This is a genomic window from Micromonospora musae (genome assembly GCF_003626635.1).
Taxonomy (GTDB): Bacteria; Actinomycetota; Actinomycetes; order Mycobacteriales; family Micromonosporaceae; genus Micromonospora; species Micromonospora musae.
Window position 1 is genome coordinate 83,713 of record NZ_RAZT01000021.1, and the last position, 18,353, is coordinate 102,065.

The 18,353-nt window shown below is 72.7% G+C and carries 23 protein-coding genes; 11 read left to right on the forward strand and 12 right to left on the reverse strand.

Features of this window, described 5'->3' with window-relative positions; all coding sequences use genetic code 11:
- Positions 1–3 precede the first annotated feature (3 nt).
- Positions 4–693 carry a potassium channel family protein gene (locus D7044_RS30110; protein ID WP_120676935.1) on the forward strand — a complete coding sequence of 230 codons (690 nt, stop codon included), beginning with the start codon at positions 4–6 and terminating at the stop codon, positions 691–693.
- Between the two features lie 52 nt (positions 694–745).
- On the opposite strand, the gene D7044_RS30115 is transcribed toward D7044_RS30110, so the two are convergent.
- The 4 genes from D7044_RS30115 to dut form a co-directional block, all read right to left on the reverse strand.
- Positions 746–1,429, reverse strand: coding sequence for a DUF3159 domain-containing protein (locus D7044_RS30115; protein WP_120676937.1), 684 nt, complete (start codon positions 1,427–1,429; stop codon positions 746–748).
- Positions 1,430–1,452: 23 nt separating this feature from the next.
- Positions 1,453–1,833 (reverse strand): OB-fold nucleic acid binding domain-containing protein, encoded by a 381-nt coding sequence (locus D7044_RS30120; protein WP_120676939.1) that lies wholly within the window; start codon positions 1,831–1,833, stop codon positions 1,453–1,455.
- 124 nt (positions 1,834–1,957) lie between these two features.
- Positions 1,958–2,635 (reverse strand): DUF3710 domain-containing protein, encoded by a 678-nt coding sequence (locus D7044_RS30125; RefSeq protein ID WP_120690906.1) that lies wholly within the window; start codon positions 2,633–2,635, stop codon positions 1,958–1,960.
- A 25-nt stretch (positions 2,636–2,660) separates the two neighbouring features.
- Positions 2,661–3,212, reverse strand: coding sequence for a dUTP diphosphatase (dut, locus tag D7044_RS30130; protein ID WP_120690907.1), 552 nt, complete (start codon positions 3,210–3,212; stop codon positions 2,661–2,663).
- Positions 3,213–3,260: 48 nt separating this feature from the next.
- Here dut and D7044_RS30135 point away from each other — a divergent pair, with 48 nt between their 5' ends.
- The gene (locus D7044_RS30135; protein ID WP_120677794.1) at positions 3,261–3,755 is read left to right on the forward strand and encodes a DUF3093 domain-containing protein; all 495 of its coding nucleotides are present in this window, start codon (positions 3,261–3,263) and stop codon (positions 3,753–3,755) included.
- Positions 3,756–3,813: 58 nt separating this feature from the next.
- On the opposite strand, the gene D7044_RS30140 is transcribed toward D7044_RS30135, so the two are convergent.
- Positions 3,814–4,602: a hypothetical protein gene (locus D7044_RS30140; protein ID WP_120690908.1), complete on the reverse strand. Its 789-nt coding sequence runs from the start codon at positions 4,600–4,602 to the stop codon at positions 3,814–3,816.
- Between the two features lie 130 nt (positions 4,603–4,732).
- The gene (locus D7044_RS30145) at positions 4,733–5,029 is read right to left on the reverse strand and encodes a DUF4193 domain-containing protein (RefSeq protein WP_013284790.1); all 297 of its coding nucleotides are present in this window, start codon (positions 5,027–5,029) and stop codon (positions 4,733–4,735) included.
- A gap of 433 nt (positions 5,030–5,462) precedes the next feature.
- Between D7044_RS30145 and D7044_RS30150 the strand changes: the two genes are divergently transcribed.
- Positions 5,463–5,978 carry a LytR C-terminal domain-containing protein gene (locus tag D7044_RS30150; protein WP_187398975.1) on the forward strand — a complete coding sequence of 172 codons (516 nt, stop codon included), beginning with the start codon at positions 5,463–5,465 and terminating at the stop codon, positions 5,976–5,978.
- Between the two features lie 20 nt (positions 5,979–5,998).
- Here the strand turns inward: D7044_RS30150 and D7044_RS30155 are convergent, their stop codons facing one another.
- Positions 5,999–6,817, reverse strand: a complete 819-nt coding sequence (locus D7044_RS30155; RefSeq protein ID WP_120690910.1) for an inositol monophosphatase family protein — start codon at positions 6,815–6,817, stop codon at positions 5,999–6,001.
- A 289-nt stretch (positions 6,818–7,106) separates the two neighbouring features.
- Here D7044_RS30155 and D7044_RS30160 point away from each other — a divergent pair, with 289 nt between their 5' ends.
- Complete coding sequence (locus D7044_RS30160) at positions 7,107–8,702, forward strand: RNA polymerase sigma factor (RefSeq protein WP_120676951.1); 1,596 nt, start codon at positions 7,107–7,109, stop codon at positions 8,700–8,702.
- 245 nt (positions 8,703–8,947) lie between these two features.
- On the forward strand, positions 8,948–9,181 hold the full coding sequence (locus D7044_RS30165; RefSeq protein WP_120676953.1) for a DUF7455 domain-containing protein: 234 nt from the start codon (positions 8,948–8,950) through the stop codon (positions 9,179–9,181).
- 188 nt (positions 9,182–9,369) lie between these two features.
- Here the strand turns inward: D7044_RS30165 and D7044_RS30170 are convergent, their stop codons facing one another.
- The 3 genes from D7044_RS30170 to D7044_RS30180 form a co-directional block, all read right to left on the reverse strand.
- Positions 9,370–11,103, reverse strand: a complete 1,734-nt coding sequence (locus D7044_RS30170; protein ID WP_120690911.1) for a DEAD/DEAH box helicase — start codon at positions 11,101–11,103, stop codon at positions 9,370–9,372.
- A 155-nt stretch (positions 11,104–11,258) separates the two neighbouring features.
- The gene (locus tag D7044_RS30175; RefSeq protein WP_120676957.1) at positions 11,259–11,912 is read right to left on the reverse strand and encodes a trimeric intracellular cation channel family protein; all 654 of its coding nucleotides are present in this window, start codon (positions 11,910–11,912) and stop codon (positions 11,259–11,261) included.
- A 40-nt stretch (positions 11,913–11,952) separates the two neighbouring features.
- Positions 11,953–12,171, reverse strand: coding sequence for a DUF3039 domain-containing protein (locus D7044_RS30180; protein WP_120676959.1), 219 nt, complete (start codon positions 12,169–12,171; stop codon positions 11,953–11,955).
- A gap of 88 nt (positions 12,172–12,259) precedes the next feature.
- Between D7044_RS30180 and D7044_RS30185 the strand changes: the two genes are divergently transcribed.
- Both D7044_RS30185 and D7044_RS30190 read left to right on the forward strand, forming a co-directional pair.
- On the forward strand, positions 12,260–13,195 hold the full coding sequence (locus tag D7044_RS30185; RefSeq protein WP_120690919.1) for a pseudouridine-5'-phosphate glycosidase: 936 nt from the start codon (positions 12,260–12,262) through the stop codon (positions 13,193–13,195).
- Positions 13,192–14,091 carry a carbohydrate kinase family protein gene (locus D7044_RS30190; protein WP_120676961.1) on the forward strand — a complete coding sequence of 300 codons (900 nt, stop codon included), beginning with the start codon at positions 13,192–13,194 and terminating at the stop codon, positions 14,089–14,091. The genes D7044_RS30185 and D7044_RS30190 overlap by 4 nt, the downstream gene beginning before the upstream one ends.
- A gap of 80 nt (positions 14,092–14,171) precedes the next feature.
- On the opposite strand, the gene D7044_RS30195 is transcribed toward D7044_RS30190, so the two are convergent.
- The gene (locus tag D7044_RS30195; RefSeq protein WP_187398972.1) at positions 14,172–14,531 is read right to left on the reverse strand and encodes a DUF3099 domain-containing protein; all 360 of its coding nucleotides are present in this window, start codon (positions 14,529–14,531) and stop codon (positions 14,172–14,174) included.
- A gap of 141 nt (positions 14,532–14,672) precedes the next feature.
- On the opposite strand from D7044_RS30195, the gene D7044_RS30200 reads away from it, so the two are divergent.
- Complete coding sequence (locus D7044_RS30200; RefSeq protein WP_233563109.1) at positions 14,673–14,960, forward strand: hypothetical protein; 288 nt, start codon at positions 14,673–14,675, stop codon at positions 14,958–14,960.
- A 12-nt stretch (positions 14,961–14,972) separates the two neighbouring features.
- The gene (locus D7044_RS30205; RefSeq protein ID WP_120676965.1) at positions 14,973–15,284 is read left to right on the forward strand and encodes a hypothetical protein; all 312 of its coding nucleotides are present in this window, start codon (positions 14,973–14,975) and stop codon (positions 15,282–15,284) included.
- A gap of 53 nt (positions 15,285–15,337) precedes the next feature.
- Here D7044_RS30205 and D7044_RS30210 read toward each other — a convergent pair whose 3' ends face one another.
- A complete protein-coding gene (locus D7044_RS30210; protein WP_120690912.1) occupies positions 15,338–15,916 on the reverse strand; it encodes an HhH-GPD-type base excision DNA repair protein in 579 nt (192 codons plus the stop codon).
- Positions 15,917–16,135: 219 nt separating this feature from the next.
- On the opposite strand from D7044_RS30210, the gene D7044_RS30215 reads away from it, so the two are divergent.
- Complete coding sequence (locus D7044_RS30215; protein ID WP_199716824.1) at positions 16,136–17,620, forward strand: DUF7782 domain-containing protein; 1,485 nt, start codon at positions 16,136–16,138, stop codon at positions 17,618–17,620.
- A gap of 100 nt (positions 17,621–17,720) precedes the next feature.
- Complete coding sequence (gene dtd / locus D7044_RS30220) at positions 17,721–18,143, forward strand: D-aminoacyl-tRNA deacylase (RefSeq protein WP_120676971.1); 423 nt, start codon at positions 17,721–17,723, stop codon at positions 18,141–18,143.
- Positions 18,144–18,353: the final 210 nt, after the last annotated feature.

Here is an 18,353-nt window from a genome sequence, read left to right on the forward strand (position 1 = left end):
GCCATGCGGGTCGCCATCGCCGGCGCCGGCAACGTGGGGCGGTCGATCGCCCAGGAGTTGATCGACAACGGCCACCAGGTGATGCTCATCGAGCGGCAGCCCAAGATGCTGCGACCGGAGCGGGTGCCCACCGCCGAGTGGGTCCTCGCCGACGCGTGCGAGCTGACCAGCCTGGAGGAGGCGGACATCGCCGGCTGCGACGTGGTGGTCGCGGCCACCGGCGACGACAAGGTCAACCTGGTGGTGTCGCTGCTGGCCAAGACCGAGTTCGCGGTGCCCCGGGTGGTCGCCCGGGTGAACCGGGCCGAGAACGAGTGGCTCTTCACCGAGCAGTGGGGCGTCGACGTGGCGGTGAGCAAGCCCCGCGTGATGGCCGCGCTGGTCGAGGAGGCCGTCACCGTCGGCGACCTGGTCCGGCTGATGACCTTCCGGCAGGGCGAGGCGAACCTGGTGGAGATCACCCTGCCACCGACCGCGCCCTACGTCGGCCAGCCGATCCACGCGGTGCCGCTGCCTCGCGACGCGGCGCTGGTGGCGATCGTGCGCGGCAAGCGGGTGCTGGTGCCCAGCCCGGACGACCCGATCGAGGCCGGCGACGAGCTGATCTTCGTGTGCACCGCCGAGGTGGAGGACGACGTCCGCGCGGTGATCCTCGGACCGGACAGCGTGCAGCGCACCCGCGGGGGCAGCTGACCCGGATCGCTCGCGCCGCCTCGACTCGGGGCGGCGCGGGCCACGGGGCCGGTCAGCTACCGGGCAGCGGCTCCGGAGTCGCCTCCCGGGTCACCCGCCGGACCGTCCAGACGGTGATGAGCAGCAGGAGCGCGTACGGCGGGTAGCCCAGCAGCAGCCGGGCCACGCCGAGCGCGGTGTCCTGGTGGGCGAGGTAGAGCCCCGCCTGCACGCCGACCTTCGCCAGCCACACCACTCCCCAGAGCACGGTCAGCCCGGTGAAGGTGCGGACCAGCCGTGGGTCGTCCCGCCACTCGGAGCGTCCCTTGGCGACCAGCACCGACCAGATCCAGCCCACCAGCGGCTGGCGGATGGCGGCGGAGAGCAGCAGGGCGAGCCCGTAGCCGACGCCGTAGAGGATGCCGGGCAGGTAGAAGTCCCGCTCGTCACCGGTGCGCCAGGCGATGGCCGCGCCGATGGCGATGCCGAAGAGCCCGTTGACGGCGTGCCGGATCGGGCGACGCTGGGCCAGCCGGAGCCCGGCGATCAACAGCGCCACCGCCACCGAGGCGATCACCGCGGGGCGCAGCTCGCCGATGACGTTGGCGATCACGAAGACCACCACGGGGATGCTGGATTCGACCAGCCCCCGCCAGCCGCCGAGCTGGTCGGCCATCTGCTCGGCGATGGTGGGCAGCCGCTCCTCGTCCGGCGAACCGGTCTCCGACGAAACGGCGCGGTCCTGTCCGGTGGTCATCGGCTCCCCTGGCGTCCGCGCGGTCACTTCGGCAGGTCCAGCTCGTAGTACGGGTTGTAGATGACCTTGCGGTCGTCGCGTACGGCGACTCGGCCCCGCGCGGTCAGGTGCCGCCCCGGCTCGATGCCGGCGATGTGCCGGCGTCCCAGCCAGACCAGTGTCACCACGTCGCTGCCGTCGTAGAGGTCCGCCTCGAGCGTGGGCAGGTTGGTCCGCGGCGTGTAGACCACGGTGCGCAGCCGACCGCTGACCGAGACCACCTGGCCCCGGGAGCACTGCAGGGCCGGCACACCGCCGCACTCCGCGCTCTCCCGCTGCAACTCCTGCGCCTCGATCTCGGCCTCGCTGGCGGTGAGCCGGTGCAGGATGCGCCGCAGCGACCCTCGGCTCTCGTCGGTGGTCATGGACCCCGCGTCACCCTCTCAATGCTGGCCGGCCGCGCCGACACCGGTCCGGTCCCGGCGTCGCCGGGACCGTCCCGCCAGCGTACGCCGATCCGCTCGGTTCCGGCGGGTCGGCGATGCCCGGTCAGACCTGTCGCGGCTGCTCGGTCGGGCGTCCGCCGTCCGGGTTGGCGGCCGCCGACTCGTCGGTGGCCTCGCGCGGCAACCGCAGCGGCAGCGGCTCACGCACCGGCTTGGCCTCCTGCCCCCGGTCCACCACCAGCCCCTCCAGGCAGACGGCCAGCGGGCCGGCAGCCACCGGATCCACCGCCGCCGCGCCCTGGAAGACGCCGCGCACCATCCACCGCGGGCCGTCGATGCCCACGAACCGCAGGTCGGTCGGGCCGTCCGGGGTCCGCACCTGGGCCCGCAGCTCGGGGCCGTACTCGCCCTCGACCTCCTGGGTCGCGGCGCCGTCGGCGAGCAGCGACTGGCGGATCTCCTCCCGCACCTCGTCCCAGATCCCCTCGGACCGGGGCGCGGCGAAGACACCGAGCTGCAGCGCGTTCTGCCCGTGCACCAGCACGACCTGCTGGACCACGCCCTGCTGGTCGGCCTGCACCCGCACCTCGACGTCGGCGATGGCGGGGATGTGCAGGCTGCCCAGGTCCAGCCGCGCCACGTCGGACGGCGCCTCGGAGATGTCGTAGGGGCCGCGGCCGGAGACCGGCGAGGCGGTCTCCTCGGCCTGGAGGTCCTCGAGGACCTCGGTGCTCCGCTCGTCACCGGCGTGCCGCTCGGCACGCTTCCGGGAGAAGATCACTGCGCCCGCCCTCCGCTGTTCGCCTTCAACCTGTCACTTCCTCGCTGCGCCGCTCGTCCCCGGACGGGTCGGTCGGCGCCGGCACCAGGCCGGCGTGCCCGCCGGTGGAGCCGTGCCCGCCCGTCCCGCGCGGGGAGGGGGCCAGCTCCGCCACCGGCTGGAACTCCGCCCGCGCCACCCGCTGCAGAACGAGCTGGGCGATCCGGTCGCCCCGGGAGATCTTCGCCGAAGCGAGCCGATCATGGTTGATCAGGTTCACCATGATCTCCCCCCGGTAACCGGCGTCGACCGTACCGGGCGCGTTGAGCACCGTCACACCGAGCCTGGCCGCGAGCCCCGACCGGGGGTGGACCAGGCCCACGTACCCCTCCGGCAGGGCGATCGCCACGCCGGTCGGGACCAGGGCACGGCCGCTGGGCGGCAGCTCCACGTCGACGGCGGCCAGCAGGTCGGCCCCGGCGTCGCCGGGATGGGCGTACGCCGGCAGCGGCAGCTCCGGGTCGAGCTGCCGTACGGGCACGGGTACGACGTCGGTCACGGTTCCCTCTTCCGTCGGGTACGGCGGTGACCCTGCCATCCTGCCGGGTGGCGCGGCCTCCGTCCGCCGTACCCTCGGACTGTGAGCCTGTCGCCGTCCTCATCCTCCTCGGCGCCGCCCGCCGTGCGCCGCGCCGAGCACTCCGAGCGGCTCTTCCTGCCCTGGTGGCTGTGGCTGGGCGGGCTGACGGCCGCCGGTCTGCTCGCCGTCGAGGTCTGGATGGGCGCGCCCGGGGTGCGGGCCTGGCTTCCGTTCGTGGTGCTGCTGCCCGTCACCGCGCTGGGCCTCTGGTGGCTCGGCCGGATCCGGGTCGCGGTCCACGCCGGCGAGCTCCTCGTCGACGACGCCCGCCTTCCGGTGCGGTACGTCGCGGACGTGGTGCCGCTCGACGCCGCGGGCCGTCGGGAGGTGCTCGGCGTGGGCGCCGACCCGCTGGCGTTCGTGGTGCAGCGTCCCTGGCTCGGCAGCGCCGTCCAGGTGGTGCTGGACGACCCGGACGACCCCACCCCGTTCTGGGTGGTGAGCACCCGACGCCCGGTGGAGCTGGCCGAGGCGATCCTGGCCGCCCGCGACGCCGGCTGAACGCGCGGCGCACCGGCCGGCGAGGTCGGTGGGCGGCCCGCTGCGCCGGCCCGGTGGATCAGGGGGCACCGGGCAGCGAACGCGGCGGAACGGAGAGCTCCCGGCGCCTGCGCCGGAGGTCGTCGCGGACCTGGTCGCCGAGCCCCCTGGTGGCCCGACGGTTGAGGTAGCTGGCCACGGCCGCCCCGGTCAGGAACGGTCCCAGCGTGGTGAGGTTGCGCCCGAAGCGCCGCAGCAGGGTGTCGCGCAGCTCCCGGCGGGCCGCGGTGCCGAGCACCGCGCCGACGCCGGCGCCGGGCATCATCGGGTTGATTCCGCGTTGGGCGGCCCACGCCTGCACCAGGGCGAGCGCGCGCTGACCCCGTGCGGCGGGGAGGACGACGCCGTACACCTCGTGCAGCTCGCCGATGAGCTTCAGTTCGATCGCCACCACGGCGACCGTCTCGGCCGCCAGCAGCACCGGGGCGGAGAGCAGGGTGGGCGTGACCGTCCACTCCACGGCGGCCACCCCGCCGCCGGCGGCGCCCACTCCGGCGGTCGCGCGGGCGGCGTTGCGTACCAGACGATCGGCGATGGCCTCGTCGTCCAGGCCCTCGAAGTGCCGTCGCAGGGTGGCCAGATCCCGGATCGGCACGTGCGGGGCGACCTCGGTGACGGTGTCGACCATCCAGCGGACGGCGGCCCGGGGCTTGAAGAGGTCACCCAGTCCGCGGCGCCGGGCCTGGCCGATCAGCCGGCCGAGCAGCTGCCGCCGTCGGGCGGGCTCGATGTCGTCGGCGGTCAACGCCGCGACGGTGGCGCCCAGCTCGGCCGGATCGCGCTCCGGGGCGTCGCCTCGCTCGCTCATCGACCTCGACCTCCCGGATCGCTGGTTCGGCTACCCGTTCCGAGTCAAGCAGGTCCCCACCCGTGGCGCATGACGACGCCGACAGCGGCGGCCTCGATCGGGAGGCCGCCGCCGATTGAAATGATGAAGGTCAGACGCACTCGCGGCAGATGAGGTCGCCGTTGCGCTCGACCGCCAGCTGGCTGCGGTGGTGCACCAGAAAGCAGCGGGCACAGCGGAACTCGTCCTGCTGCATCGGCAGCACCTTGACCGTGAGCTCCTCGTCGGCCAGATCGGCTCCGGGCAGCTCGAAGCTCTCGGCCACCTCGGCCTCGTCGACGTCCACGGCGCCCGACTGTGAGTCGACGCGCCGGGCCTTGAGCTCTTCCAGGCTGTCCTCGCCGAGGTCGACCTCGTCGCGACGCGGGGCGTCGTAGTCGGTGGCCATCGGTTTCACTCTCCCATATCGATGTGGTCGTACGGTTGTAACGCCGGACGACGCTGTTCCGGTTCCGCTGGCCGGCCACCCGTTGTGTCGGTCACCCGACCCGACGACCAGTAGTCGGTCGAGGCCGCCAGAGAAACTCCCCCAGCGAGCGCGGTACCTTACCCCCCGTTCGGGCGAGGCATGTATACCGCCCTCGTGGCAGAGATGTACGCCCCCGCACGGGAAGTTGTTCCCAATGTGACTCAGGCGACACGAAGATAGGGGTAGTAGTACCTGGTTCATGGGCGGCGCGCCGCCATGTCCGGCTGTTTCCACGCGACGGTCGGACAACCGTTAACCTCAGCGGCGTACCCGACGGCCGGGGCGGCACTTTCGCCGTCGGCCGCCGCCACCCATGTGAAGTCCGGGGAGCGCCCAGATGAGTTTTGCGCGAGTGCGGGCACTCGTTGTCGTCGGCCTGTTGGCGATCCTCGCCCTGGTCTTCGTGGTCGTCGCGGTGGTTCGCGACAGCCAGGGTAACGCGGGCACCGCCAAGAGCTGCCCGGACGGCTGGCCCCTCGCCGACGTGACCCTGCGCGAGACCAAGGACGTCAAGATCAACGTGCTGAACGCGACCGACGAGGTGGGTCGGGCGGGCAGCGTGGCGGACGACTTCCGCAACCGCAAGTTCCAGGTGAAGAAGGTGGGCAACGCCCCCAAGGGGGTCGACGACGTGGCCGTGCTGCGATTCGGCCCGAAGGGCGTCGGTTCGGCGCACCTGCTCCGCGCCTACTTCCTCGACAACGCCGAGCTGGACTACGACGCCAAGCGCACCGACGACACCGTGGACGTGGTGCTGGGCAGCGCCTTCCAGCAGTTGGCCACCACCACCGAGGTGAACCAGTCCCTCGGTGACCTCGGTTCGCCGGCCGCTCCCCCCGGTTCCTGCCCCGCGCCCGTCAAGAAGTGACAGTCGCCTCCGGTGGCCCGTCACGGGCCGCCGGAGGCGTCCAGGTCGGCGAGCCGGTCGTGCAGCGGCGTGAAGAGCGCCGGAGGCGCGGCGATCACCAGGTCCGGCCCGGCCGGCCGGCCGGCCAGGCCCGCGACCCGCAGACCCGCCTCGGTGGCCACCAGGCCCCCGGCCGCCTGGTCCCACGCGGCGAGCCCCTTCTCGTAGTAGGCGTCCAACCGCCCCTCGGCCGCCAGGCAGAGGTCCAGCGCCGCCGCACCGAGGCGGCGGATGTCGCGTACGTGCGGAATCAGCTCGGCCACCACGCGGGCCTGGTGCGCGCGTCGTTTCGGGTCGTAGCCGAATCCGGTGCCGACGAGCGCCTGACCCAGATCGGTCTCGGTCGAGCAGCGCAGCCGCTCCCCGTCGCGCCACGCGCCGCCGCCGGCGGTGGCGGTCCACTCCTCGCCGGTGGTCACGTTGCGCACCACCCCGGCGACCACCTCGCCGTCGACCTCGGCGGCGAGCGACACGGCGTAGTGCGGCAGCCCGTAGAGGTAGTTGACGGTGCCGTCGATCGGGTCGAGGATCCAGCGCACCCCGCCCAGGGCGACCTCGGTGCCGCCCGTCCCGTACTCCTCACCGAGCACCGCGTCCGCGGGGCGGAGCCGGCGCAGCGCGTCGAGGACCTGGGTCTCGACCGCCCGATCGGCCGCGGTCACCACGTCGGTGGCCGTGCTCTTGGTGGCGGCCACCGAGACACCCTCGACCCGCATCCGGTACGCCGTCGCGGCGGCGGCCCGGGTCAGCTCGACCGCGATCTCCAGCAGCTCGCCCGATGACAGCGCCGTACGCTCCATGCCTCGTCCCCTTCCCGCACGATCGGGGTGTACCGCCTCGCGCGCGGGTACCATCCTTACAAACTCCACATCTGCGCCGTTTCGACGGTCTCGACAACCCGATACGCCGTGCGGCGCAGGATGATCGCCGCAGACGGCGTTACAATTCACCCCTGCCCACGCGCCACGGACGGCCGACGACCGGCCCACCCGGGACACGGGGGTTCTCCAAACACATCGCCCGGCGCGGTGGCCCCTGCTGCGCCGGACGACCCGGCCGTGCTCGCTCTTCGCCTCCGGAAGGTCATTCGTGACAGAACCCCGCCAGACCGGCGCCGACGTTCGCTCGCTCACCGACACTCTGATCGCCCACGCCCAGAGCGCCGGCGGTCAGCTGACGTCGGCCCAGCTCGCGCGCACCGTCGAGTCCGCCGAGGTGACGCCGGCCCAGGCCAAGAAGATCCTGCGGGCGCTCTCCGAGGCGGGAGTGACCGTGGTCGTGGACGGGTCGGCCAGCACCCGCCGCCGAGTGGCCGCGGCCCGGTCCGCCACTCCGGCGTCGCGCGCCACCACCGCCAAGACCACCAAGAAGGCCGCTCCGGCCCCGCAGCAGGCGCCCTCCGCCGAGGCCCCGGCGCCCGCCCCACGGAAGGCGACCGCGCGCGGGAGCGCCGGCACCACGGCCGACGTGGCCAAGGCCGCGGCGCCGGCCAAGGCCGCCAGGCCGACCCGGGCCACCAAGACGACCGTCGCCGCGGCCGGCAAGGCCAAGGCCGCCCCCGGCAAGGCCAAGGACGGGGCCGACGGCGACATCTCCCCCGAGGAGCTGGCCGCCGAGATCGAGGACGTGGTCGTCGACGAGCCGGCCGAGCTGACCCAGGCGGCCGAGGCCGACGCGGCGAACTCCGCCAGCGACAACGACTTCGAGTGGGACGACGAGGAGTCCGAGGCGCTCAAGCAGGCCCGGCGGGACGCCGAGCTGACCGCGTCCGCCGACTCCGTCCGGGCCTACCTCAAGCAGATCGGCAAGGTGCCGCTGCTCAACGCCGAGCAGGAGGTGGAGCTCGCCAAGCGGATCGAGGCGGGCCTCTACGCCGCGGAGCGGCTGCGCGCCGCCGAGGAGGGCGAGGAGAAGCTCACCCGCGAGATGCAGCGGGACCTGATGTGGATCTCTCGGGACGGCGAGCGGGCCAAGAACCACCTGCTCGAGGCGAACCTGCGACTGGTCGTCTCGCTGGCCAAGCGCTACACGGGTCGCGGCATGGCCTTCCTCGACCTCATCCAGGAAGGCAACCTCGGCCTCATCCGCGCCGTCGAGAAGTTCGACTACACCAAGGGCTACAAGTTCTCCACCTACGCCACCTGGTGGATCCGCCAGGCCATCACCCGCGCCATGGCCGACCAGGCCCGCACCATCCGCATCCCGGTGCACATGGTCGAAGTGATCAACAAGCTCGGCCGCATACAGCGTGAGCTGCTCCAGGACCTGGGCCGCGAGCCCACTCCGGAGGAGTTGGCCAAGGAGATGGACATCACACCGGAGAAGGTGCTGGAGATCCAGCAGTACGCCCGGGAGCCCATCTCGCTGGACCAGACCATCGGTGACGAGGGTGACAGCCAGCTCGGTGACTTCATCGAGGATTCGGAGGCCGTGGTCGCGGTCGACGCGGTCTCGTTCTCGCTGCTGCAGGACCAGCTCCAGCAGGTGCTGCAGACGCTCTCCGAGCGTGAGGCGGGCGTGGTACGACTGCGCTTCGGCCTGACCGACGGTCAGCCGCGCACGCTGGACGAGATCGGTCAGGTCTACGGGGTGACCCGGGAGCGGATCCGGCAGATCGAGTCGAAGACCATGTCGAAGCTGCGCCACCCGTCGCGGTCACAGGTTCTTCGGGATTACCTGGACTGAGCCGCAATCGTCAACCCGGCGTGTCGTTTTGATCACCTGGCGTGCAACGCCGGATGGTGATCCGCCGGTTGCACGATTGTGATCGTTGACGTGGCACCCTTGGTGCACGGCACACTGTGCCTGTCATGTGTGACCTCGGTCCCCCGCGGGCACACAGGGAAGGCCCGGAGCCACATGGATGTTGCAGGATAGGTGAGCAACGACCGAAGAGATTGTTCATCGGTGACGACCAGAGGAGGAAGGCGATGACCCCGACCCTCACGCCGCCGCCCGAGACGGTGAGCCCCCCGGCCGCCGATGAACGGTGCGACCGCTGCAATGCTGCCGGCAAGCTCCGTATCACGCTCGCCGGTGGGAGTGAACTGGTGTTCTGCGGGCACCACGCGAACAAGTACGCGGAAGATCTCGTGAAGATCACCGTTCGTTACGCGGCGGACCCGGAGTTCAGCTGGCGCGGCGTCGACTTGATGGCGAACTGAATCCGCAAGCCGACATAAAGGCCGGCCGGAGGCACCGAGAGGTGCCCCCGGCCGGTCTCTTTTTGCCCCCACCCCACCCGACCCGCAGGGTCGGTCATGAGGTTGGCGGTGGAGTTGATCGCGAGAACACCCGCAAACCTCATGATTGACGCGTCGGTGACCGGGGGCGGCGTTCCGGGACGCGGGGGTCAGAGGGTCTGGACGGTGGCGATGCGCTCCTCGAGCTGCTCGATCGTCGCCTGAGCGCTCGGCGGGCCGCCGCAGAGCCGGCGCAGCTCGGCGTGGATCTTGCCGTGCGGCTGACCCGTACGGTGGTGCCGCGCGGCCACCAGGGCGTTGAGCTGACGGCGCAGCGCCACGCGACGCTGGGCGGCACTCATCGGTGCCGGCGGAGCCGTGGGCGCGTCAGCGGCCGGCTCAGCGGTCCGTACGGCCGCCTTGCGGCGCTGGGCGGCGAGCTGCTCGGCCTGCCGCTTCGACAGCAACACGGCGACCTGGTCGGCGGTGAGCAGACCCGGCAGCCCGAGGTACTCCTCCTCCTCGGGGGTGCCCGCCTGGGCGGCGGTGCCGAAGGACGCGCCGTCGAAGATCACCTGATCCAGCTCGGCGGTGGCGGAGAGCGCGGCGAACCGCTTCTCCAGCTCGCCGCTGGCCTGGTCGTCACGCTGGGCCCGCTCGAGCAGGTCGTCGTCGAAGCCCTCGCGGTCCTTCGGCTTGCCCAGCACGTGGTCGCGGGCGGCCTCCATCTCGCTGGCGAGCCCGAGCAGGTGCGGCACGCTGGGGAGGAAGACCGAGGCGGTCTCCCCCGGACGCCGGGCCCGGACGAAACGGCCGATCGCCTGGGCGAAGTAGAGCGGTGTGCTCGCGCTGGTGGCGTAGACCCCGACCGCGAGACGCGGAATGTCGACGCCTTCGGAGACCATCCGTACGGCGACCAGCCACCGCTGCTCGGACGCCGCGAACGTCGCGATCCGGGCCGACGCTCCCGCGTCGTCGGAGAGCACCACCGCCGCCTTCTCGCCGGTGAGCTGCTCGATGAGCTTGGCGTACGACCGGGCGGTCTGCTGGTCACTGGCGATCACCAGCCCGCCGGCGTCCGGCATGCCCGCGTTGCGCAGCACGCTGAGCCGGGCGTCGGCGGCGCGCAGCACCTGTGGCATCCAGTCGCCGGCCGGATCCAGCGCGGTCCGCCAGGCCTGGGCGATGAGGTCCTGGGTCATCGGCTCGCCGAGCCGTGCCGCCAGCTCCTCCCCCGCGTTGGTCCGCCACCGGGTCTCCCCGGAGTACGCGAGGAAGAGCACCGGCCGCACCACGCTGTCGCGGAGCGCGTCCGAGTAGCCGTAGACCGAGTCGGCGCGGGACCGCAGCAGCCCGTCCCCGCCCCGCTCGTACGTGACGAACGGGATCGGGTTGTCGTCGGAGCGGAACGGCGTACCGGTGAGCATGAGGCGGCGTACGGCCGGCTCGAAGGCCGCCTTGACCCCGTCGCCCCACGTCCGGGAGTCACCGGCATGGTGGATCTCGTCGAGGATGACCAGGGTTCGGCGGGTCATGGTGCGCCGCCGGTGCACCTGCGGCGCCATGCCGACCTGGGCGTACGTGACCACGGCACCGTGGAAGTCGGCCGAGGAGTGCACGTCGGCGTTACGGAACGCGGAGTCCAGCTGGATGCCGACCCGGGCCGCGGCCTGTGCCCACTGCGTCTTCAGGTGCTCGGTCGGGGCGACCACGGTGACCGCCTCCACCGTGCCGTCCACGAGCAGCTCGGCGGCGATCCGCAGGGCGAACGTGGTCTTACCGGCGCCGGGCGTGGCGACCGCCGTGAAATCGTCGGAGCGCCGTCGCAGGTACTCCACCAGCGCCTTGCGCTGCCATGCGCGTAGTGCCGGAAACGTCTCGATCGCCGGCGACGGGGCTGCCACGCGAAGGCTCCTCTCCGACCGCGTCAAGGCGGACCTGGGTCAGGGCCACGGTCCGCAGCGCCCATGAAAACGCCTCCGCGCAGTAGCTGCCGCGAAGGCCGACTCAGCATAACCAGCGGGCGTCCCTGCGCCCAGGCGACGCCACGCTGGTCACATCAGCGCGGATCCGGACCGGGGTCTTGGGTACGCGGCGGCCGCAGCGTCGCCACCGGCACCGCCCAGCGTCGCCGCAACGCCACCACCCGCACCACGAAGATCAGCACTGCCGCCGCGGCGATCGGCGCCGGGCCGGCCTGTCCCACCCGTTGCAGCACCGCCACGACGACCGCCCCGGCCAGGGCGGCGACCGCGTAGATCTCCCGGCGCAGCACCACCGGGATCTCGCCGGTGAGCAGGTCCCGGCCCAGCCCGCCGCCGATCCCGCTGAGCATGCCGATCACGCAGGCCCCGACCGCGGGTACCTGCGCGTCGAGCGCCTTGAGCGTGCCGGTGACGGTGAAGAGCGCGAGCCCGGCCGCGTCCAGCAGCAGCACGGTGGTCCGCAGCCGGGCCAACTGGGGGTGCAGCCAGAACACGGCACCTGCGGTGATCGCGGCGGTGGCGGCGTACCGCCAGTCGCCGAAGGCGAGCGGCGGTACCTCGCCGATGGCCAGGTCGCGGAAGATCCCACCGCCCAGGGCGGCCACGAAACCGACGAAGGCGACACCGAACAGGTCGAGCCGTTTGGCCACCGCCGCGGAGGCACCGGAGGCGGCGAACACCGCGACGCCGACGAGGTCGGCGATGAGCAGACCGGTGGAGGTGGTCACCGCCGAAGGCTACGCGCGGGATCGCGGCGGCAGCCTCCGATCAGCGGCTGAAGGAGTCGTAGATCTCCTTGCACTTCGGGCAGACCGGCGACCCCGGCTTCGCGGCCTTGGTCACCGGGAAGGTCTCCCCGCAGAGCGCGATGACGAACGTGCCCATGACGGCACTCTCGGCGATCTTTTCCTTACGGACGTAGTGGAACATCTCGGGGCCGGTGTCGGCGTCCTTCAGCTCCGGACGCTCGAGAACCTCTGTGCTCACGTCTGCACCTCCAACCGTCAAGTTTGGCAGCTCCGGACGGCCCGGTCCAATTCACGTCCGGCCTGGAGCGGGCCGTACGGTGATCACTGTGACCAACTTTCACATCCGTTTCGGCGCCGAGGTGTCCGACGCCCTGCGGGACGGGCGCCCGGTCGTCGCTCTGGAGAGCACCATCGTCTCGCACGGCCTCCCCCGGCCGGAGAACCTGCGGGTCGCCCGGCAGATCGAGGCGACCGTACGGGACGCCGGGGCGGTCCCGGCCACCATCGGGATGGTCGGCGGCGAACTCGTGGTCGGTCTCGACGACGCCCAGCTGACCCGCCTCGCCACCGTCGACGGTGTGGCCAAGCTCTCCGTCCGTGATCTGGCGGTGGCCGCGGCGACCGGCGCGGACGGCGCCACGACCGTCGCGGCGACCAGCGCGGTGGCCGCCGCGGCGGGGATCGGCGTCTTCGCCACCGGTGGCCTCGGCGGGGTGCACCGGGAGGCGGCGCAGAGCTTCGACGAGTCGGCTGACCTGGTCACCCTCTCCCGGACTCCGATCGCGGTGGTCTGCGCCGGGGTCAAGTCGATCCTCGACGTGGGGGCGACGCTGGAGCGGCTGGAGACGCTGGGGGTCGGTGTGGTGGGGTACCGCACTCAGCGTTTCCCCGGCTTCTACCTGACCGACGGCGGCTTCGACCTCGACTGGTCGGTGGACTCGCCGGAGCAGATCGCCGACGTGCTCGCCGCCCGGACGCAGCACGGCCTGACCAACGGCGGCCTCGTGGTGGCCAACCCGCTCCCCGTCGACGAGCAGCTCGATCCGGTGCTGCACGACCGGACGCTCACCGAGGGCCTGGCCCGGCTGGAGCGCGACGGGGCGACCGGCAAGGCCGTGACCCCCTACCTGCTGGCCCACTTCCACTCCGCCACCGAGGGCGCCAGCCTCGCGGTGAACGTACGGATCATCCTGCGCAACGCCGACCTGGCCGCGCGGATCGCGGTGGCCTCGGCAGCCCGGCGCGCCGACACCGGAGCATGAGCCCGAACCGACGGGTCGTCGTCGTCGGCGACGTGATCACCGACGTGGTCGCGGCGCTGCGCGGGCCACTCGCCTCCGGCTCGGACACGGCTGCCGAGATCCGGTTCAGCGGCGGCGGCCAGGCGGCGAACACGGCCGCCTGGCTCGCCGCGCAGGGCACCCCCGTGACGCTGGTCGCGGCGGTCGGTGGGGACGCCGAGGGGCGCGACCGGGTGGTCGAACTGGGCGCCGCCGGCGTCGCCTGCGCCATCGAGACCGTCGAGGACGCCGTGACCGGCACCGTCATCGTGCTGGCCACCGCGGGCGAGCGGACGATGGTGAGCCAGCGAGGGGCGAACCTGCGGTTGACGGCAGCGCACGTCGATCAGGCCCTCGCCGGGGTGCCCGACGCGGGGCATCTGCACCTGTCCGCGTACACCCTGTTGGACGCCGAGTCGCGCGCGGCCGGGCTGAGGGCGCTGGCCGCCGCCCGCGAGCGGGGGCTCAGCACCAGCGTCGACGCGGCCTCCGCGGCGCCGCTGCGGCGCGTCGGCGTGCCCGCCTTCCTGGCCTGGGTACGCGACGTCGACCTGCTGTTGGTCAACGCGGACGAGGCCACCGTGCTGGCCGGTGGGCTGGAGCCGGCCGCCCAGGCGCGGGCGTTGTCGGCGACCGCGCGCCGGGTCGTGGTCAAGCGAGGCGCGGCCGGCGCGGTCTGGGCGGATCGGACGGGGACGCTCTGTTCGGCGCCGGCCCGCCGGGTGGCCGTGGTGGACGTCACCGGGGCCGGGGACGCGTTCGCCGCGGGGCTGCTGACCGCCTGGCTGGCCGGCGCGGATCCGGCTACGGCGCTGGCTCGGGCGGGCGACCTTGGCGCGGTGGCGGTCTCCACCCTCGGTGCCCGTCCGAAGCCCTGAACCTGGCCGGGGCGGCACCCGCGAGCCGGGCCGGCGACAGCGCGGCGTCCGTTCGGCGGCCCGGTGAACCCGGGCCGCCGTCAGAGGTCGGCGTCGATGACCTTGTGCGGGCGCTCCTCGGCGGTGACGCTCATCGGCGGTGCGGCGTCGCGCTGCTCGTGCCGGAAGCGGTTGGAGAGCCGGTGCTCCTCCTTCGGCGGACGGTCGTTGGCCAGCAGCACGGCGAGCCACGGGATGAGCACCATGCCGAGGCCGCAGAGCGGCAGCCAGAGCCAGAGCAGGGGAGCCTGCGCGCCGACCAGGATCGCACCCACGACCAGACAGGCCACCCGGATGCTCATCATCAGCACATACCGCCGCTGCCGGCTGGTGAGCTGGTCGTCCTGGCTGCGTGAGGCGTCGGTGATCAGGATCGGCTGGTACGCCTGACGCTTCACCACGGACCTCCTCGAGGGGTTACGCCCCATCCTGTCACTCGGTGGCCGTGATCAGCGAAGTTCGACGTGACGGACGGCCCCAGGAGTGACCGGTGGCACCGCGAGAGGAGGTGCTTCGTGTTACGCCCGTGGTACGCTCCGCCCGTGGGCAGCAGGTTCAGCTTCACCGAAGAGGCGCTGGCCAACCTGAAGGTCTACGACGTCACGCCGGGGGAAGTCTGGGAGGCGCTGCACAGCGTCCGGCGGGTGATCCGCCACCTGGGCGACGACGTGATGGTCGTCTACGCCGCCGCCAGGCGGGGCCGTCGGCTGGCTGTGCTGCTCGCGGAGGCCGACGGCACCGACAACGACTGGGACATCCTCTCCGCCCGTGAGCTCAGCGACGCCGAGTCGAAGCGCTACGACGAGGCGGTGCGGAGAGATCGCCGATGAGGAGGCGGTGACATGCACCGTGACGACGCGACCAAGCAGTTCCACAGCGGCGACGACCGGCTCGCGGAGTTGATCGACGAGAGTCAGCCGGCGGAGCTGCCCGTTCCGGACACCGATGTGCCGATGGTCAGCCGGTCGGTGCGGCTGCCGCTGGAGACGTACGAACGCGTGCGGGCGGCGGCCGAGGCGCGGGGCATCGGGGTCACCACCCTGATGCGGCAGTGGATCGAGGCGGGCCTGGCCGACCTCGACGACTCGACCACCGTCTCCCTCGCCGACGTCCGGCGGGCGCTCGCCTCGCTCGCCCACCCCACCGCCGCCTGAGTCCACGCGGCGGTCAGCCGGCAACCGCCGCCCGGTGCAGGTCAGGCGGCGGTTCAGCCGGCCGCCTTCGCCTTGGCCGCCGCCTTCATCTGCTGCTTGTACTCCCGTACCCGACGCAGCGACTCACCGTCGGTGACGTCGGCGACCGACCGGTACGCGTCCGGGTCGCCGTACCCGCCGGCCGCCTCCTGCCAGCCCTGCGGGCGCACGTCGAAGCGCTTGCCGAGCAGGGCGAGGAAGATCTGCGCCTTCTGCTTGCCGAAGCCGGGCAGCCCGGCGATCCGGTCGAACAGCTCCCGACCGTCGGTCACGCCGGTCCAGAGCCCGGCGGCGTCGCCGTCGTACCGGTCGACGATCACCTGGCACACCTCCTGCACCCGGGCCGCCATCGCCTTCGGGAACCGGTGCAGCGCGGGCGGCTGGGCGAAGACGGCGATCAGCTGTGCCGGGTCGTACCCGGCCAGCTCGCCCGCGTCGAGGTCGTGCCCGAGCCGCTGCGCCAGCATGTACGGCGAGGAGAACGCCTTCTCCATCGGAATCTGCTGATCAAGGACCATGCCGAGGATGCGGGCCAGCGGATCCCGGTTGAGGAGATCGTTCGCCGCGGAATCGATCGGAAGTGCCAACGCCATGACCCAATGCTGCCAGACCCCGCTCGACTGCCGGCGGACACACGCGCGACCAGCACCTCCCCGCCGTACGACGACGCGGGCGCGCCCGCGCGCGCAGCCCCCGGACGGTGGCCGTCGTGCCGGTCTCCTCGGCCCGGAGATCGGTCGATCGCGCCTGCTCACGGCGCGGATGTCCCGGGTGGGCCCGCCCGGGACAACGGCAGCAGGCAGGATGGCGAGGTGGCCGAACAAGACATGCTGCTCTCCCCCGCCGGCGTCGAGGCGTTGCGTACCGCGCTGACCCGGGCCCGCTTCACCTCGAACGGCATCGCCGACCGGCTCGGTCCGCAGGCGACCGGCGGGGTGGCGCGCAACGACTTCCGCGCCGCGCTGAAAGCGACCGAGGACCGCGACCCGCTCGCCACGCTGATCCGGGTCTTCATCTGTGACCAGACCGAGCCGGAGGCGGTGGTGGCCGCCGCGCTCGCGCCGCTCGACCTCGCCGAGGCGGTCGAGGGCGGGCTGCTCGAACGGCACGGCGACGGTGTGCGCGCCGGCGTCGACCTGGAGCCGTACGGGGACGAGTGGTGGGTACTCGCCGACGTGCCGGCCAGTGCCCGCCCCGGTCGGCCGCTGCACTCCGAGCACGTGCTCGGCATCGGCGGCGCGACCCAGACGTTGATCGGCGCGACCGTCCGCCGACCGGTCGGCACCGCGCTCGACCTGGGGACCGGCTCGGGCGTACAAGCACTGCACCTCTCCACCCATGCGCGCTCGGTCACCGCCACCGACGTCTCCCCCCGGGCCCTGCGTTTCGCCGCCACCACCGCCGCTCTCAACGGCCAGGACTGGGAGCTGCTCCGTGGCGACATGGTGGCCCCGGTGGCGGGACGCCGGTTCGACCTGGTGGTGAGCAACCCACCGTTCGTGGTCGGGCCGGGCACCACCACGCACGTCTACCGGGACTCCGGCCGGGTCGGCGACGCGATCGGGAGCGAACTGGCCGCAGCCGCGCCCGCCCTGCTCACCGAGGGCGGCACGATGCAGTACCTGGCGAACTGGGTGCACGTCGCCGGTGAGCAGTGGGACGAGCGGGTCGCGGACTGGTTCGCCGGCACCGGCCTGGACGCCTGGGTCATCCAGCGTGAGGTGGCCGACCCCATGGCGTACGTCAACCTGTGGCTGACCGACGTCGGCGAGGCGGCCGACCCGCAGCGGATGGCCGCCTGGCTGGACTGGTTCGACGCGCACAAGGTGGAGGCGATCGGCTTCGGCATCATCTCGCTGCGCCGCGGCGGGCACGCCGACCCCGTGGTCCGCGTGGAGGATCTCCGGCAGCGGGTCGAGCCGCCGATGGGCGACCAGATCGGCGCCTGGTTCGACCGCCAGGACTTCCTTCAGGTACGCGACCCCGAGGCGCTGCTCGCCGAGCGCTACCGGGCCGCCGAGGGGCTCCAACTTCGGCAGGAGGCGACGCTGGGCGACGAGGGCTGGGCGGTGGACCGGCAGGTGCTGGCCATGCCGCACGGGCTGCGCTGGACCGAGGAGATCGATCCGCTGGTGTTGGCGCTGGTCGGTGGAGCCGACGGCCGCCTGCCGCTGCGCGACCAGCTCGCCCTGCTCGCGGTGGCGCACGACGTGGCGCCCGACGAGCTCGCCGAGGCGGCCGGTCCGATCGTGGCGCACCTGGTCGAGCGGGGCATCATCGAGCCGGTGGCGGACTGATGCTGGCGACGACGCCGGCCGGCGTCGGCCAGATCGTCGAGGTCCTCGTTGCCCGGCACGCCCGGGTGGTCGGGCGGAGCGGCGGACGGGGAGCCTGCTGATGCGGGCGGTGGTGCAGACGGTCGGCCGGGCCAGCGTCACGGTCGACGGCGACGTGGTCGGCGCGATCGACGACGGGCTGCTGGTGCTGCTCGGCGTGACCCACACCGACACCGGGGAGACCGCCCGGACGATGGCCCGCAAGGTGCACGAGCTGCGGATCCTCGACGAGGAGCGCTCCGCCGCCGACACCGGCGCACCGATCCTCGTGGTCAGTCAGTTCACCCTCTACGGCGACGCCCGCAAGGGCCGCCGTCCGAGCTGGACGGCCGCGGCGCCCGCGGAGGTCGCCGAACCGCTGGTGACGGCCGTGGTCGAGGCGCTGCGTGAGCGCGGCGCCAAGGTGGAGACCGGCCGTTTCCGCGCTCACATGCTGGTCGAGAGCGTCAACGTCGGCCCCCGCACCATCCTCCTGGACCTCTAACCCCCCTCCCCCACCCCCACCCCCACCCCCACCCCCTCCCCGCCTCGCCCTGTTGATCAAGAGGTATGCGTCAGGATCCTGGCGGCGGCGTCAAGGGGTGAGTGCAATCGTTAGGGCGCGATGAGTTGCGCGAGTCGCTGGGCTGGTGTGTTCCAGCCCAGTGTCTCGCGGGGGCGGGTGTTGAGTTCGTGGGCGACTTCGTCGAGGCCG

Excerpts from the sequence above, each read along its gene's own strand:
- D7044_RS30110 (WP_120676935.1), top strand. The coding sequence starts at position 4 with ATGCGGGTCGCCATCGCCGGCGCCGGCAACGTGGGGCGGTCGATCGCC.
- D7044_RS30115 (WP_120676937.1), bottom strand. The coding sequence starts at position 1,429 with ATGACCACCGGACAGGACCGCGCCGTTTCGTCGGAGACCGGTTCGCCG.
- D7044_RS30120 (WP_120676939.1), bottom strand. The coding sequence starts at position 1,833 with ATGACCACCGACGAGAGCCGAGGGTCGCTGCGGCGCATCCTGCACCGG.
- dut (WP_120690907.1), bottom strand. The coding sequence starts at position 3,212 with ATGGCAGGGTCACCGCCGTACCCGACGGAAGAGGGAACCGTGACCGAC.
- D7044_RS30140 (WP_120690908.1), bottom strand. The coding sequence starts at position 4,602 with ATGAGCGAGCGAGGCGACGCCCCGGAGCGCGATCCGGCCGAGCTGGGC.
- D7044_RS30145 (WP_013284790.1), bottom strand. The coding sequence starts at position 5,029 with ATGGCCACCGACTACGACGCCCCGCGTCGCGACGAGGTCGACCTCGGC.
- D7044_RS30155 (WP_120690910.1), bottom strand. The coding sequence starts at position 6,817 with ATGGAGCGTACGGCGCTGTCATCGGGCGAGCTGCTGGAGATCGCGGTC.
- D7044_RS30165 (WP_120676953.1), top strand. The coding sequence starts at position 8,948 with ATGACCCCGACCCTCACGCCGCCGCCCGAGACGGTGAGCCCCCCGGCC.
- D7044_RS30190 (WP_120676961.1), top strand. The coding sequence starts at position 13,192 with ATGAGCCCGAACCGACGGGTCGTCGTCGTCGGCGACGTGATCACCGAC.
- D7044_RS30205 (WP_120676965.1), top strand. The coding sequence starts at position 14,973 with ATGCACCGTGACGACGCGACCAAGCAGTTCCACAGCGGCGACGACCGG.
- D7044_RS30210 (WP_120690912.1), bottom strand. The coding sequence starts at position 15,916 with ATGGCGTTGGCACTTCCGATCGATTCCGCGGCGAACGATCTCCTCAAC.
- dtd (WP_120676971.1), top strand. The coding sequence starts at position 17,721 with ATGCGGGCGGTGGTGCAGACGGTCGGCCGGGCCAGCGTCACGGTCGAC.